The following is a 13,076-nucleotide window of genomic DNA, read 5'->3' as shown; positions in this document are numbered from 1 at the left end:
GGCGCATTGTCGTTCGCGCCGGCGCATTTTCGGTGATAAGGACAGCGTGGAAAACGTTAGAACGCGTGCGTGATGCCCACGCGGGCGACGGCCTGGTTGTCGGTGCCCGAGGGGTTGAAGCCCGTGATCTGCGCGTTGTCCGCCGAGCCCGCCGCGTGCTGGTACACGCCCATCGCATAGAGCGAGGTGCGCCTTGACAGCGCGTACTGGCCGATCAGGTTGACCTGGTGATACTTCGGCGATTTGTCGGTGGCGTGGTCCTGGCCCACCGTGTAGGTGTAGCCCGCGCCCACGACGAACGCGGGCGTCACGGCATAGGTACCCGCCACTTCGAAGTTCTGGAAGTGCAGGTCGCCGCTGCCGGTGGCCGAGGCGAAGTCTACGTTCGAGTAGTTCGTCATCAGCTTGAGGCTGCCGATCACATACGACGCGCCGGCCGAGAGGATGCCCTGATAGCGTGCGTTGGCGAGCGCGTCGCCGAAAATCGAGTTCACGAAGCTGCCGCCGCTGCCATACCCGGCCACCGCCGTGATCGGATCGTTCACGCGCAGGTAGCCGACGCCCGCGCTGAAGGAGGCGAGCGTGTAGGCCGCTGCCGCGCTATACGAGGCGTTCTTCGAGAACTGGCCCGCCTGGCCGCCGAACGAATAGTGGCCTTCGAACTGGAAGCCGGCGAGCACCGGGCTCACGTATTTCACGGCGTTGTTGACCGGGAACCCGTTGTCGAGGTTGTCCATGTCGTTCGGGTGTGCGAAATACCAGCCGCCGTAGTTGCCATTGAGAGAATACGGCTCGATCAGATCGACGGTGGCGTCCCATTGCTTGCCGAAGGTGATCTGGCCGTATTGGTCCGACTTGAAGCCGACATACGCGTTGCGCGAAAACGCGAGACCGCCGCCCAGACCGCCCGTCGCCGCGTTGAAGCCGCTTTCGAGCCGGAAGATCGCGGCGTAGCCGCCGCCCAGGTCTTCGGTGCCGCGCAGACCCCAGCGACTGCCGGCGGGCACGCCGCTTTGCATCTGCACGAGCTTGCTGCCGGTGCCCGGCACGAGCTGGCCGTTCGCGCCGTTTGCCACATTGCTGGCGTAGTCCACACCGAGGTCGATGAGGCCGTACAGCGTCACGCTGCTTTGGGCGTGCGCGCCCGCCGCGGCCAGCGCCAGCAGCAGCGCCGCGAGAATCTTCTTATTCATTTAAGTCTCCTTATCATGGAGCCGCATTGCGCGGCCCGGCTTTTCTCGTTGGAATCGTTTTATCTCGTGGGGCGCGTCGCGCTTACGCGCCAAGCGACTTCTGCACCTTCTGCGCGACATCGGCGGGCACCCAGGTCTTCCACATCTCGGGGTGCTGCTTGAGGAACTTGAGCGCTTCGTTCTGGGCATCGACCTTATGCTCGGTCATGTCGAGAATCGTCGTGTTCAGGAAGTCGATGGGGAAGTTCACTTTCGAGAAGAACGCCATCACGTCGGGCTCGGCCTGATAGAACGGTGTCGAAACGCCGATCTTCAACTGCGAGACCAGATACGACGAGGCGCATGGCTGTGCGCTGTTGGCATCGCGCAGCGTCTTCCAGCACGCTTCGTTGAACGGGGGCATCTTGAGCTGAACGAACTTGTACTTCGCCATCAGTGCGGCCGGCTCCCAGTAGTAGGTGAGAATCGGCTTGCCGCGCGCGTAGGCCGAGGAGATGGCCGCGTCGAGCGCCGCGCCCGTGCCGGGGCGGAAGTTCGTGTAGGTGTCGTCGAGCTTGAGCAGCTTGAGCAGGCGCGTATTCACGCGTTCGCAGTCCCAGCCCGAGGGGCAGTTGAGGAAGCGGCCGCGATCCGGTTCCTCGTCATCGACGAAAAGGCCCTTGTATTTGGGCAGATCGCTCACGGACTGAAGGTCGGGCGCGCTCGCCTTGATGCCGCGCTTCGCGTCGCCGTGCACCACATAGTCGGGCACGTACCAGCCTTCCTTCGTGCCGCCCGGCAGCGTGTCGCCCACGAGCTTGACCGAACCCGCCTTGACCGCGCCGGCGATGATCTCCGAGCGGCCCGTCCATTGCTCGGACCAGATCTGCAGGTCGTTGCGCGAGAGCGCCGTTTCGGTGGCCGCTGTGCTGCCCGGCACCGTGTCCGTCTGGCAGCTATAGCCGTTCTTGAGGATGTAGCGCAGCACTTCGCTCGTGAAGTTGCCGCTTTCCCATGTGACGCCAGCGAAGCGCACGGGTTTGCCCGCGCTGCACCAGGTGCCGGCGGCGTGCGCCGGCAACGCGGCGAGGGCGAGCGGGGCCGCCAGGCAGGCTGCGCGCAAGAGGGTGGTGAAGCGTTTCATTGTGTGTCTCCGTTTTATTGAAATGTTTCGGAATGCTTTAGATGGGGCTGGCATCTGGTTCGTTGCTGCGGCCCAAAGAGGTTTCAGTCGTAACGGCTGTCGTGTGCGCGTGTCGCGGCGAGCATGGCTTCGTCGAGTTCGATGCCAAGTCCTGGCGCATCGCTTAGCTCGATCCAGCCGTTCGCGTCGATGTCGATCACGCGCTTGATCGGGAAGTCGCGCCGCGCCGGCGTCCATTCAGGCGGGTCGTACGGAAACTCGACGAACGGCGCGTGCGCAGCGCCTGCCACGACATGCAGGTTCGCCGCGAGGCCAATGCCGTTGCCCCACGTATGCGGCGTGAACACCTTGCCGTGCGCCTCGATTTGCGCCGCGAGCCGCCGCGCGCCTTCCATGCCGAGCGTGCAGACGACATCGGGTTGATAGACGTCGAGGCAGTCGTGCGCGAGGAGCGCTGCGAACTCGTGCGCGTCGCGTGTCATCTCGCCGCCTGCGATCCGCACGTCCGTTTGCTTGCGCAACTGCGCGTGGCCCGCGTAGTCGCCGCGATGCAGCGGCTCCTCGACCCAGTACACGCGATGCTTTTCGATCTGGCGAATCACGGCGAGCGCTTCGTCGGCGCGCCACGGCGCCTGGGTGTCCCACGGCATGCGCCAGCCCTGGTTGCAATCGACCATCAGTTCGATGTTCTCGCCTGCGGCTTCGCGCACGGCGGCGAGCGCGGCGAGATCGTCGGCGAGGGTCGGGCGGCCGAAGCGCACCTTGAGCGCCGGGAAGCCGCGGGCGACGGCATGCTCGGCCCACTGCGCCATGCCGTCGAGCGTGCGATGCACGCCCGAGGACGCATAGGCCCGCACGCGTTTCGATCGGCCGCCGGCCATTTGCCAGCACGGCTCGCCGCGAATCTTCCCGGCGAGGTCCCAGAGCGCGACGTCGAGCGGCCAGAGGCGCCCCGCGTGGAAGCTGAGGTTCTCGAGCACTGCCGAATGCCGCGCGAGGTCGAGCGGGTCGGCGCCGATGAAGAGATCCCGGTAGTCGTCAAAGCCGTACATCGCGTCGCCGGAGCCGATGCCAACGCGGCCTTCGCTATCTTCCACGCGGACGATCGTCGCGGGGAAGGCGCGCCGCGGGCGGCTGTCCCACGAGGCGGGGAACGGCGGGTCGAGCGGCAGCCGGTGCTGGCTCATGGTGATGCGTGCGATGCGATTCGTCATGGCGCGTGGGGCGCCGCCTTGGGCGCGCAGCATTGCGTGGCTTACGTCTGAAGATACGCATGCGGCGCGCCGTGGGCGGGCGATTGTCTCCTTGGCCTTGTCAGGCGTTACGGCATCCTAGAGGGTCAATTTCGTGCACTCAATGAAGTCAATTGAAGTAAATGACAGCCTTCATTTCCGCGGATTGGGCGCGATAATGACGCAGCCGTCGCGCCGTGCTGCGGCGTGCTTATCTCCTTCGGGAAAACCATGAATGGCTGGATGCCCACGCTCTCGCGCAGCAGCGAACCCAAGTACCGGGCGATCGCCCAGGCCTATTCACAGGCCATTCACGGCGGCCAGATGCTGCCCGGAGAAAAGCTGCCCGCGCACAGGCTGCTCGCGAAGAAGCTCAGCGTCACAACCGGCACGGTAAGCCGTGCTTATGCGGAGCTGGAGCGCGGCGGTCTCGTGGTGGCGCGCGTGGGAGACGGCACCTATGTGGCCGAGCCCGACGCCGACGGCGCGCGCATCCAGGACCGCACGCGCACCGTGCCCGAGTCCAGCGAGCGGGCCGCCGCCGCGCAGGTCACGGCGGGTGCGCCGGGCGTCCATGCGCCGGGACGCCTGATCGATCTCGGTCAGAACGTGCCGATGCCGACCGACGAAGCCTTCCTGCTCACGCAGACCTTGCGCGAGCTGGCCACCGACGAGCGCCTCGCGGGCGAACTGCTGCTTTATCAGCCCGAAGGCGGGCGCCGCTCGCACCGCGAGGCGGGTGCGCGCTGGCTCGCGCGCATGGGCTGCACGGTGGCTGCAGAGCGTGTGCTGGTGACGCAGGGCGCGCAGCACGGTCTTGCCTGTGTGTTGCGCGCGGTGCTGCGGCCAGGCGACACGATCTTCGCCGAGGCGTTGAGCTATCCGGGCATCGTCGCGCTCGCGCGGCAGTTGCGGCTGAATCTCGTCGGCATCGAAATCGACGAAGAGGGCATCGTCCCCGCCGCGCTCGAGCGCGCGTGCGGGCTGCTCGCCCCGCGCGCGCTCTTTTGCGTGCCGACGCTGCACAACCCGACCACGGCGACGCTCTCCGAAGCGCGCCGCGCGCAGATCGCCGAGATCGCGGTGCGCCATCACCTCGTCGTGATCGAGGACCTCGTGCCCGCCGCGTTGCTCGACGCGCCGCCCACCCCGCTCGCCGCGCGGCTGCCCGAGCACGGCATCGTCATCAGCAGTCTTTCGAAAGCAGTGGCGCCGGGTCTGCGCGTGGGCTATGTGCAGGCGCCGCAGGACTGGGTCGGCAAGATCCTCGCGGTGATACGCAGCGACTGCTGGATGACGTCGCCGCTCGCAGCAGAGATCGCGGCGCGCTGGATCGTGGACGGCGAGGTCAATCGGCTCATCGCGCAGCAGCGCGCGCAGGTGGACGCGCGCCATGCGATCGCCGCCGAAGTGCTGGCGGACTGGACGTATCGCACCGATCCGGCGAGCCCGCATCTTTGGCTGCCGCTCGCCGAGCCCTGGCGCGCCGCCGAATTTTCCGCGGCGCTGCGTCAGGCCGGCGTGCTTGCGAAAACGGCGGACAGCTTCGTGATCGGCCGCGGCTCGGCGCCGCACGCGGTGCGCTTGAGCCTCGGCGGCGCGCGCAGCCATGAGGCGCTGCGGGAAGGGCTCGAGTTGCTGGCGCGCACGCTGCGCAACGGGCCGGAAGGGCTTTATTCGGCCTGACGGCGCGCCTTTCGCTTCCGCGCGGCGTTACTCCGCGATGAACGAGACCGTGCGCTTGCGCCGTTCGTCGACCGAAAGCGCGAACACATCGGGCCGTGCGTAGTGGCCCACCACATCGAAATCGTAGCGGGCGCGCGTGAGTTCGTCGGTATCGATCTCGGCGACGATGAGCCCGGTTTCACCGCGCAGCGGGCCGGCCAGCACATCGCCGAGCGGCCCGACGATCAGGCTGCCGCCGTTGATGAGCGGCCGGTTCTCGTCCCAGCCCGGCACTTCGACGCCGAGCGCCGCGGGCGAAGGCTGCACCTGGCACGCGCTGATCACGAAGCAGCGTCCTTCGTGCGCGATATGGCGCATGGAGCATTGCCAGATGTCGCGCTCATCCACGGTGGGCGCGCACCAGATCTGCACGCCCTTCGCGTACATCGCCGTGCGCAACAGCGGCATGTGGTTTTCCCAGCAGATGGCCGTGCCCGCGACGCCTGATTCCGTGCGAACGGTCGGCAGCGTCGAGCCGTCGCCTTGCCCCCAGATGAGCCGTTCCGTGCCCGTCGGCATGAGCTTGCGATGCTTCGCCACGAGCCCCTCCCCCGGATTGAAGAACAGCGCGGTGCAAAAGAGCGTGCTGCCGTCGCGCTCGATCACGCCGATCACGAGCGATGCGCCGCAACGCGTCGAAAGCTCTGCGAGCGCTTCGGTTTCCGCGCCGGGCACGTCGACCGCATTTTCGTAGTAGCGCGCGAATGCCTCGCGGCCTTCGGGCAAGCGGTAGCCGAGGCGCGTGCCGAATATTTCTCCCTTCGGGTAGCCGCCGAGCAACGCCTCGGGCATGACGACGAGCTTCGCGCCCGAGGCGCGGATCTGCGCTTCGAACGAGAGAATCTGTTCCAGCGTGTGCGCTTTGCCGGCGGCGGACGAACCGATCTGCAGCGCGGCGACTTTCGACTTGGCCATGATGGCTCCCAGGGGTTGGACTGCCCACATCTTTCCACGGCGATAAAATCGCGAGAACGTATATCGATACTATGAGATATGAACCACTTTGATATCGCCGGCGTGGACCTGAATCTGCTGAAGATATTCGAGGCGCTGTTCGAAGAGGGCGGGGCGAGCCGCGCCGCGATTCGCCTCGACATGACGCAGTCGGCCGTGAGCGCGGCGCTCAGGCGTCTGCGCGCGCTCTATGCGGACACGCTGTTCGTGCGCACCGGCCGCGGGCTCGCGCCGACCTCGCGTGCGCAGGAGCTCAAGCCCGTGATCAGCGAAGCGCTCGACCGTTGCCGCCATAGCCTCGCGATCGCCTCGCCCGATGCCACCACGTTTCACGGTCGCGCGGTTTCCATCGGGCTTTCGGACGACTTCGAAGTGGCTTTCGGCCGGCGCATCATCGAAACGCTGGAAACCAGCGCGCCGGGTCTGCGCATCATCTTTCGCCAGACGCACAGTCAGATCGTCGCCGATGCGCTTGCCAATCAGGACATGGATCTGGCCGTCGCGGCGGGCGGCTTCGCTTCGCGCGGGCTGAGTCACCGGGTGCTCGGCGAGGGCAGCTATGCGTGCCTCGTGGACGACGCACCGCGCACGCCGCGGCGTTTGACGCTGAGCGACTACGTGTCGAGAGGGCACATCCTGGTGTCGTCGGGCGGCGTGGTCGGGATCGTCGACGAAGGGCTCGCCGCGCGGGGCCTGAAGCGCAATGTCGTGGCCTCGACGACGCATTTCGCCGCGTTGCCCTTTCTGCTCAAGGGCACGCGCAGCGTCGCCACGATTCCGCGCCACGCGGCCGAGGCGATCGCGCGCGTGACGGGCCTGAAGCTGCTCGAGTGTCCGATCGATCTGCCGCGCTATCCCGTGGAGCTCGGGTGGCGCAACAGTTCGCTGCGCGACGCCGCCATCGTCAAGGTCCAGGCGGCCATCATCGCGTGCTTTCCGGCAAAACACTGATCGACACGCATGCGCCATTCGCGTTGAATGGGCGGGCACGAGATTTGCGTCGACGTACCGATTTCCCGGAACGACGATAACGACCATATCGACGGACTCGACAAGGAGTTTCTCCGCATGCGCGCAATGCCTTTCCCCGACGGCTATACGATCGAGTCACATTTGCAGGAACCGCGCGACCTGCGCCGAGTGCCCATTCATCCCGATCACTGGTATCCGCTTGCCTGGTCGCGCGAACTCAAGCCCGGTAAGACGCTGGGCACGCATTTCGCCGGCGAGCCCATCGTGCTCTTTCGCACCGCGTCCGGCGCGGTGCACGCGCTCGAAGACCGCTGCGCGCATCGCCAGGTGCCGCTGCATGCGGGCGTGGTGGAGGGCGAGTCGCTTCGCTGCGGCTACCACGGCTGGACCTACGATTGTTCGGGCCAATGCGTGGACGTGCCTTACCTCGGCAGGGAGCGCCTGCCCAACGGCGTGCGCGCCTATCCGTGCCGCGAGGCGCACGGCATGATCTTCGTCTTTCCCGGCAACGCCACGCTCGCCGAAGCAACGCCGCTGCCCGTGCTGGATTCGGTCACGGACAAGGCATACAAGACGCGCCGCTTCGGGCAGGAGGTGAAGTGCCACTACTCGTTCATGCACGAGAATCTGATGGACATGAATCATCAGTTTCTGCACCGCCGCCAGATGGGCCAGATGCGGGCGCGTTCGCTTGGCCGGCGGCGTGGCGAGAACTCCATCGAAGTGGACTATACGTTCGCGCGCATGGCGGGCAAGCAGCCCGCAGGCGAGGCGCTCGTGTTTGGCGCGAGCAAGAACCGCGCGGACCCGAGCGACCAGAGCGTGATGACGATCCGCACGGAATATCCGTATCAAACGCTGAAAATACGCTCGGGCGACGACTCGCTCCTCATGGACCTGTGGATCGTTTATGTGCCGCTCGACGCACGGCAGCGCACGAACCGGACTTTTGGACTCCTTTCGATCCGCCGGCCCGCCATTCCCTTCCTGCTCGATGCGGCGTGGCCGCTGCTGGTCTGGTTCACGGAGCGCATCTTCAAGGAAGACCGCACCATCGTCGAACTCGAACAGGCCGCGCACGACAACCAGGGCGCCGACTGGAATCACGAAGTGTTTCCTGTCATCAACGAATTGCGCGACCTGCTGCGCGATTGCGGCGCGCGCACCGTGATTCCCATTCGCGAGATGATCGAGGCCGACGCCTGAGGCGAAGGTGCTTTGACGCGCGCCGCCTTGCGCTCGCGTCAGGCCGTTTTGCGGGCGCGCGGTTTGGTAGGCGCCTTTCTCTTCGCGTTGCCCTGGTTGAATTCGATCGCCGCGCGAATGAGCGCTGTGAGCGCGCGTTTGTCGACCTTGTCGCCCTCGAGATAGTCGATGGCGCGTCGCGCGTTGCCGTCGAGCCCGGCGTTGAACAGCTGCTTCGGGTCGGGCAGGCTCGCGCCGTACAGGAACGTGAGCTTCACCTTGCCCTTGTGCGCGTTGCCCACGGCGATCATGCCGTCCCGATACCACACGGGGCTGCCCATGTATTTCCATTCCTCGACGATTGCCGGGTCGGCTGCGAGAATGGCCTCGCGTATCGCGACGAAGGTTTCGCGGCGCCAGTCGGTGAGTTCCGCGATCAGCTGGTCAATCCGTTCCGATGGGGTCATTCGCGCTCCGTGCTTGCATGACTTCCTGTTGTCGGGCAATCAGGATCGTAATGTAGCACCGAGGTTGCCAGGTCGAAGCCATGCAGGCAACCGAAGCAATCGTTAAGTGTTGGTCGTCGCGCTCGAACCGGGCGTCTTGGCGGAGGTGGATGCGTTGTGCGCTTCCGGCTCCATGAGGGAGATGGTGAAGAAGCTGCCCATGACCGCGGAAAGAATGATGAAGATCGATGCGGCATCGACGAGGAAGCCGAAATAACGGAATACGAGGAAGCAAATCGAAAGCGTCAACAAGTTAAGCGTAAGACCGATGATCGCGGAGGCCTTCGGCACGGCGCGCATGAAGACGGCAAGCCGTGAATCGTTGCGCGGCACATACCAGATGAAGAACAGGCCGAGCGCGAGGATGAAAACCGTCTCACACCAGATCAGCCAGTCCGGGCGCTGCAGGAATCTGCCCTCGAAAATCGTTTCGATGACCTGCGCCTGAATCTCGATGCCGGGCACCAGTTCGCCTAACGCCGTTGTGCGCATGTCGGTCAAGCCCGTGCCGGTGAGGCCGACGAGAATCAGCTTGTTGCGGATGCGGCTCGCATCGACCTTGCCCTGCAACACATCGCGTGCGGAAACATAACGCTGCTGCGTACGCGCAATCGAGGCGAAATGCAGCCAGATATCGCCGTCGGGCTGCGTGGGCACCCGCACATCCGCCACGCCGACCGCGCGCACGCCGGATGGGCCCGCGAACACCTCGATGGCTGGCGAGCCGGTGGCCACGCGCAGTATCTCGATGGGCAGGCTCGGCACAAGTTTGTCGCCAAGACCCAGCACGAGCGGAATGCGCCGTACCGTGCCCTGTTCCTGTGCAACGTTGAGCATGGCCTGGCCGTGGGCGGCGCCCTGCAATTCGGGGAGGCTCGCGAGCACGTAATTGAAGCGGTGAACGTTCGCGAGGGCGTCCGGGCCGTGCACGAGCACGGGGGCGCTCAGGATGTCGGTGCGCGTCGTGGAGGTCGCGTAGTCGAAGGCCGCTGCGCCGAGAATCGAAGGCGATGCGCGCAACGCGGTCGCGAGAATGCGCTCATGGCTGGGCAGCGCGCGCAGTTGCGTAGCGAGCGCGGCCTCCGAGGCGGGCAGATTGTCGGCCACGATGCCAGGCGAGGTCTGGTCGGGCTCGGGCATGTAGATGTCGAGGCCGATCGCCAGCGGTCTGTTCGCCTCGATCGCATCGACGAGCCCGGCGAGGCGGTTGCGCGGCCACGGCCATTGGCCGAAGGTTTCGAGCGTCTTGTCATCGATCTCGACGATGGTCACTGGCTGCGTGGCCGGCACGCGAGGAAAGCGGCGCTGGTAGTGGTCGAAAAGAAGCTGGCGTGCCGAGCCGAAGGTGTCGGGCAACACGGTATCGAGCGTGTCGAGCAAGGCCGGCCGCGCAATATCGCCGGGCCATTCGCTGCACAGGTTGATGAACAGAAGCGTCAAGAGCACCGCGAGCGCCCAGGGGCGCCCTTTGCGCGCCCGCATCATGCGCCTGAGGAAGGCGATGCATGAGTTGCGGTAGCGTTTCATGGTGGCATGGGATCGATGAAGCGCATCGCGGATCGATACGGATTACTGAACGGTGATGACCGCGCGACGGTTTGCCTGGTTGGGCACGCCGTCCGCGGTATGGACGAGCGGCTCGCGCTTGCCTCGGCCTGCAACTTCGATCTGCTGCGCGGGTATGCCTGACTTGACCAGAAACGACGCCACGCTTTGCGCCCGGCGCATGGAAAGCCGGTCGTTGAACTCCTGGGAGCCTGCCATATCGGTGTGGCCGACCACCGTGAGGTGAGGCGCGGGCCAGTTCGCCAATACCTTTTTCAACTCGGCGACGGTGGCCGCGGACTCGGGCGCAAGTTGCGTGGCGGAGTCGAATACGAAGTTGATCGTGAACGTTCGGGGCCTGGGCGGCTCTGCGGCCAGCAGGTCGCCGTACTGGGCATCCACCGCGGCTTTGTTGCCGGCGGTTTGCTCGATCGCACCGCTTTTCGAAACATCGGCGCGCGTGTAGGCCTTATTGATGACTTGCGTCTTGCCGCCGTTATGCACGATCACGTTGCCGACGCTGCCGTCCGGGTTGGGCAGGAGCGTGATCTTGTCGGGCGTGCTGCACGCGCAGAGGCACGCGCACAGCGTGAGCGCCATGCATTGCGGCAGGCAGTGTGCGGCGTTCGTCGTCTTCAATGATCGGTCTCCCCGCTTCCTCCCACCTCGATGATGAACTCCGTGCCGCGTACGCCGAGTGTGGTGGTGGGCGTGCTGTAGCGCACGGCTTCCGGATTGGCCTTTGCGAGCTTGCCGTCGACCACGGCGAGCGAGCCGCGCTTGATGCTCACGTCGAGCGCGCCGTCGTAGGTGGTGGTATCGAATGCGAACTTGTTGAGATCGAGAATGGAGTTGGCGCCCTCGGTCAGCAGCGTGTTGTCGCGCAGGGTGATGCCGACGGAAGACGCGGGGCCGGTCAGGACGCGGTCGCTCGCGAACACCTCGCTGCCGACCGCGACGCCGACCGGCTGACTCGCACGCTCGATATGCACCGAGCCTTTGATCGTCTTGACTATGCCAATTGCATCGGCTGCGTGCGCATCGAAGGCTGGCGGGCACCCGCAGGCGAGAAGCAAGGCATATTGGATGGCTTGGCTACGCACTGGCGATACCGTTTGGCGAAACGAACGTGGGGGCTCGCGCCGGGTCTCTCGGGCACCCGGCGAGGATAGTGACTCCGCGCGGCCTGCTCCGTGCGCTAGCGCACATAATGCAAGCGCACTCAACGTGCGCCAGAATCGGCAAAACTCGGCCGATGCCCGCGCAAGGGCCTGCCTGCTTTCAGTGATCGTGCCTTACCTGCGCCATCACCGGCTGGCTCGCCTTGCGGCTCAGCATCAGCGTCACCACCGCGGAAAGCGCGAGCGTCGCGCCAACGACGTACAAGCCCGCGGCATAACTCCCGGTCTGGGTTTTCAGCCACCCGATCACGGCGGGCCCGACGAATCCGCCGAGATTGCCGATCGAATTGATCATGGCGATGCCCGCTGCGGCCCCGGCGCCGGAGAGGAACATGCTGGGCATGGCCCAGAGCGGCGCCTTGGCTGCGCTGATGCCGACATTGACCACCACAAGTGCCAGCACGATCATCAGCGCGGTACTGGCCTGCCCCGCGAAGACGAAGCCCACGCATGCCAGGACGCAGGGAATCACGACGTGCCAGGTGCGCTCTGCGGTGCGGTCGGAGTGCCGCGCCCAGAGAATCATGGCGACGACCGCCACGATGCTCGGAATCGCGTTCAGCAGCCCGGTTTCGAGCGCGCTGAAGCCATATTGCCGGATGATGAGCGGCGCCCACAGGCCCAGCGTGTACAGGCCGGCCGAGGTGCCGAAGTAGATCAGCGCGAGCGCCAGCACGCGCGGGTCGCGCAGGGCGTTCAGCGCCCCGGCTGTGTGGCCTGCGTGGCCTTCGCGCGTTCTCGCTTCGTCGGCGAGCTTTGCCATGAGCCAGTCGCGTTCTTGCGGCTTCAGCCAGTGTGCTTTCGAAGGCGCATCGGTGAGAACTTTCAGGACCACGAAACCGAGCAGCACAGCGGGAACCGCTTCGATCACGTAGAGCAGCTGCCAGTTGGCGAGCCCGAACAGGGTCGGCAATTGCATGAGCGCGCCGGAAATCGGCGAACCGAGCGCCGTCGAAATCGGCGCCGCCGCCATGAACCACGCCGCGGCTGCCGCGCGTTGCTTCGTCGGGAACCAGAGGCTCAGGTAAAGGATGATGCCGGGGAAAAAGCCCGCCTCCGCCACGCCGAGCAAAAAGCGCAGCGCATAGAAACTGGTGGGGCCGGTCACGAAGGCGGACGCCGCCGAAACGATGCCCCACGTGACCATGACGCGCGCGATCCAGATGCGCGCGCCGACGCGGTGCAAGATGAGATTCGAAGGCACTTCGAACAGAAAGTAGCCGATGAAGAAGAGGCCGCCGCCGAGGCCGAACGCCGTGGGCGAGAGGCCGATCGCCTTGTTCATCGTCATTGCCGCGAAGCCCACGTTGACCCGGTCGAGAAAGCTCACGAAATAGAGCAGCATGACGAACGGGATGATGCGCCACATGAGCTTGCGCGTGACGATTGCTTCGGTATCCGAATTCACGTGTCTCCTCCCTGGAGGGTTCGGCGGGGGCATGCGGGTATTTTTGGTGTCA

Annotated in this window: 12 protein-coding genes; 3 read left to right on the top strand and 9 right to left on the bottom strand. The window is 65.5% G+C overall.

What is annotated here, in order from left to right:
- Nucleotides 1-56: 56 nt before the first annotated feature.
- From BFD71_RS24905 to BFD71_RS24895, 3 genes are all read right to left on the bottom strand, one after another.
- On the bottom strand, nt 57-1,193 hold the full coding sequence (locus BFD71_RS24905; protein ID WP_069266984.1) for a porin: 1,137 nt from the start codon (nt 1,191-1,193) through the stop codon (nt 57-59).
- An 82-nt stretch (nt 1,194-1,275) separates the two neighbouring features.
- Nucleotides 1,276-2,316, bottom strand: coding sequence for an ABC transporter substrate-binding protein (locus tag BFD71_RS24900; protein ID WP_069266983.1), 1,041 nt, complete (start codon nt 2,314-2,316; stop codon nt 1,276-1,278).
- A gap of 83 nt (nt 2,317-2,399) precedes the next feature.
- Nucleotides 2,400-3,530 (bottom strand): mandelate racemase/muconate lactonizing enzyme family protein, encoded by a 1,131-nt coding sequence (locus BFD71_RS24895; protein ID WP_256094907.1) that lies wholly within the window; start codon nt 3,528-3,530, stop codon nt 2,400-2,402.
- Nucleotides 3,531-3,779: 249 nt separating this feature from the next.
- On the opposite strand from BFD71_RS24895, the gene ehuR reads away from it, so the two are divergent.
- Complete coding sequence (gene ehuR, locus BFD71_RS24890) at nt 3,780-5,234, top strand: MocR-like ectoine utilization transcription factor EhuR (RefSeq protein ID WP_069266981.1); 1,455 nt, start codon at nt 3,780-3,782, stop codon at nt 5,232-5,234.
- 27 nt (nt 5,235-5,261) lie between these two features.
- Here the strand turns inward: ehuR and BFD71_RS24885 are convergent, their stop codons facing one another.
- Nucleotides 5,262-6,188 carry a carbon-nitrogen hydrolase family protein gene (locus tag BFD71_RS24885; RefSeq protein ID WP_069266980.1) on the bottom strand — a complete coding sequence of 309 codons (927 nt, stop codon included), beginning with the start codon at nt 6,186-6,188 and terminating at the stop codon, nt 5,262-5,264.
- Between the two features lie 78 nt (nt 6,189-6,266).
- Here BFD71_RS24885 and BFD71_RS24880 point away from each other — a divergent pair, with 78 nt between their 5' ends.
- Together BFD71_RS24880 and BFD71_RS24875 are read left to right on the top strand one after the other, a co-directional pair.
- Complete coding sequence (locus tag BFD71_RS24880) at nt 6,267-7,178, top strand: LysR family transcriptional regulator (protein WP_069266979.1); 912 nt, start codon at nt 6,267-6,269, stop codon at nt 7,176-7,178.
- A 117-nt stretch (nt 7,179-7,295) separates the two neighbouring features.
- Complete coding sequence (locus tag BFD71_RS24875) at nt 7,296-8,405, top strand: aromatic ring-hydroxylating oxygenase subunit alpha (RefSeq protein WP_069267053.1); 1,110 nt, start codon at nt 7,296-7,298, stop codon at nt 8,403-8,405.
- Between the two features lie 38 nt (nt 8,406-8,443).
- Here the strand turns inward: BFD71_RS24875 and BFD71_RS24870 are convergent, their stop codons facing one another.
- The 5 genes from BFD71_RS24870 to BFD71_RS24850 all read right to left on the bottom strand — a co-directional run bounded on the left by BFD71_RS24870 (nt 8,444) and on the right by BFD71_RS24850 (nt 13,057).
- Complete coding sequence (locus BFD71_RS24870) at nt 8,444-8,851, bottom strand: DUF1801 domain-containing protein (RefSeq protein WP_069266978.1); 408 nt, start codon at nt 8,849-8,851, stop codon at nt 8,444-8,446.
- 102 nt (nt 8,852-8,953) lie between these two features.
- Nucleotides 8,954-10,417 carry a CHASE2 domain-containing protein gene (locus tag BFD71_RS24865; RefSeq protein ID WP_083245456.1) on the bottom strand — a complete coding sequence of 488 codons (1,464 nt, stop codon included), beginning with the start codon at nt 10,415-10,417 and terminating at the stop codon, nt 8,954-8,956.
- A 42-nt stretch (nt 10,418-10,459) separates the two neighbouring features.
- Nucleotides 10,460-11,074 carry an OmpA family protein gene (locus tag BFD71_RS24860; RefSeq protein ID WP_256094906.1) on the bottom strand — a complete coding sequence of 205 codons (615 nt, stop codon included), beginning with the start codon at nt 11,072-11,074 and terminating at the stop codon, nt 10,460-10,462.
- Nucleotides 11,071-11,511 (bottom strand): FecR family protein, encoded by a 441-nt coding sequence (locus BFD71_RS24855; protein ID WP_256094905.1) that lies wholly within the window; start codon nt 11,509-11,511, stop codon nt 11,071-11,073. The genes BFD71_RS24860 and BFD71_RS24855 overlap by 4 nt, the downstream gene beginning before the upstream one ends.
- Nucleotides 11,512-11,716: 205 nt before the next feature.
- Nucleotides 11,717-13,057 (bottom strand): MFS transporter, encoded by a 1,341-nt coding sequence (locus BFD71_RS24850; RefSeq protein ID WP_370684307.1) that lies wholly within the window; start codon nt 13,055-13,057, stop codon nt 11,717-11,719.
- Between the last annotated feature and the right edge of the window lie 19 nt (nt 13,058-13,076).

Origin of the sequence: Paraburkholderia nodosa, from assembly GCF_001718195.1 — a bacterium.
Classification (GTDB): domain Bacteria; phylum Pseudomonadota; class Gammaproteobacteria; order Burkholderiales; family Burkholderiaceae; genus Paraburkholderia; species Paraburkholderia nodosa_A.
Note: the sequence above shows the minus strand (reverse complement) of the source record. Positions and strands in the feature narration are given on the sequence as shown.

Excerpts from the sequence above, each read along its gene's own strand:
- BFD71_RS24880 (WP_069266979.1), top strand. The coding sequence starts at position 6,267 with ATGAACCACTTTGATATCGCCGGCGTGGACCTGAATCTGCTGAAGATA.
- ehuR (WP_069266981.1), top strand. The coding sequence starts at position 3,780 with ATGAATGGCTGGATGCCCACGCTCTCGCGCAGCAGCGAACCCAAGTAC.
- BFD71_RS24895 (WP_256094907.1), bottom strand. The coding sequence starts at position 3,530 with ATGACGAATCGCATCGCACGCATCACCATGAGCCAGCACCGGCTGCCG.
- BFD71_RS24900 (WP_069266983.1), bottom strand. The coding sequence starts at position 2,316 with ATGAAACGCTTCACCACCCTCTTGCGCGCAGCCTGCCTGGCGGCCCCG.
- BFD71_RS24875 (WP_069267053.1), top strand. The coding sequence starts at position 7,296 with ATGCGCGCAATGCCTTTCCCCGACGGCTATACGATCGAGTCACATTTG.
- BFD71_RS24870 (WP_069266978.1), bottom strand. The coding sequence starts at position 8,851 with ATGACCCCATCGGAACGGATTGACCAGCTGATCGCGGAACTCACCGAC.
- BFD71_RS24850 (WP_370684307.1), bottom strand. The coding sequence starts at position 13,057 with ATGCCCCCGCCGAACCCTCCAGGGAGGAGACACGTGAATTCGGATACC.
- BFD71_RS24865 (WP_083245456.1), bottom strand. The coding sequence starts at position 10,417 with ATGAAACGCTACCGCAACTCATGCATCGCCTTCCTCAGGCGCATGATG.
- BFD71_RS24905 (WP_069266984.1), bottom strand. The coding sequence starts at position 1,193 with ATGAATAAGAAGATTCTCGCGGCGCTGCTGCTGGCGCTGGCCGCGGCG.
- BFD71_RS24885 (WP_069266980.1), bottom strand. The coding sequence starts at position 6,188 with ATGGCCAAGTCGAAAGTCGCCGCGCTGCAGATCGGTTCGTCCGCCGCC.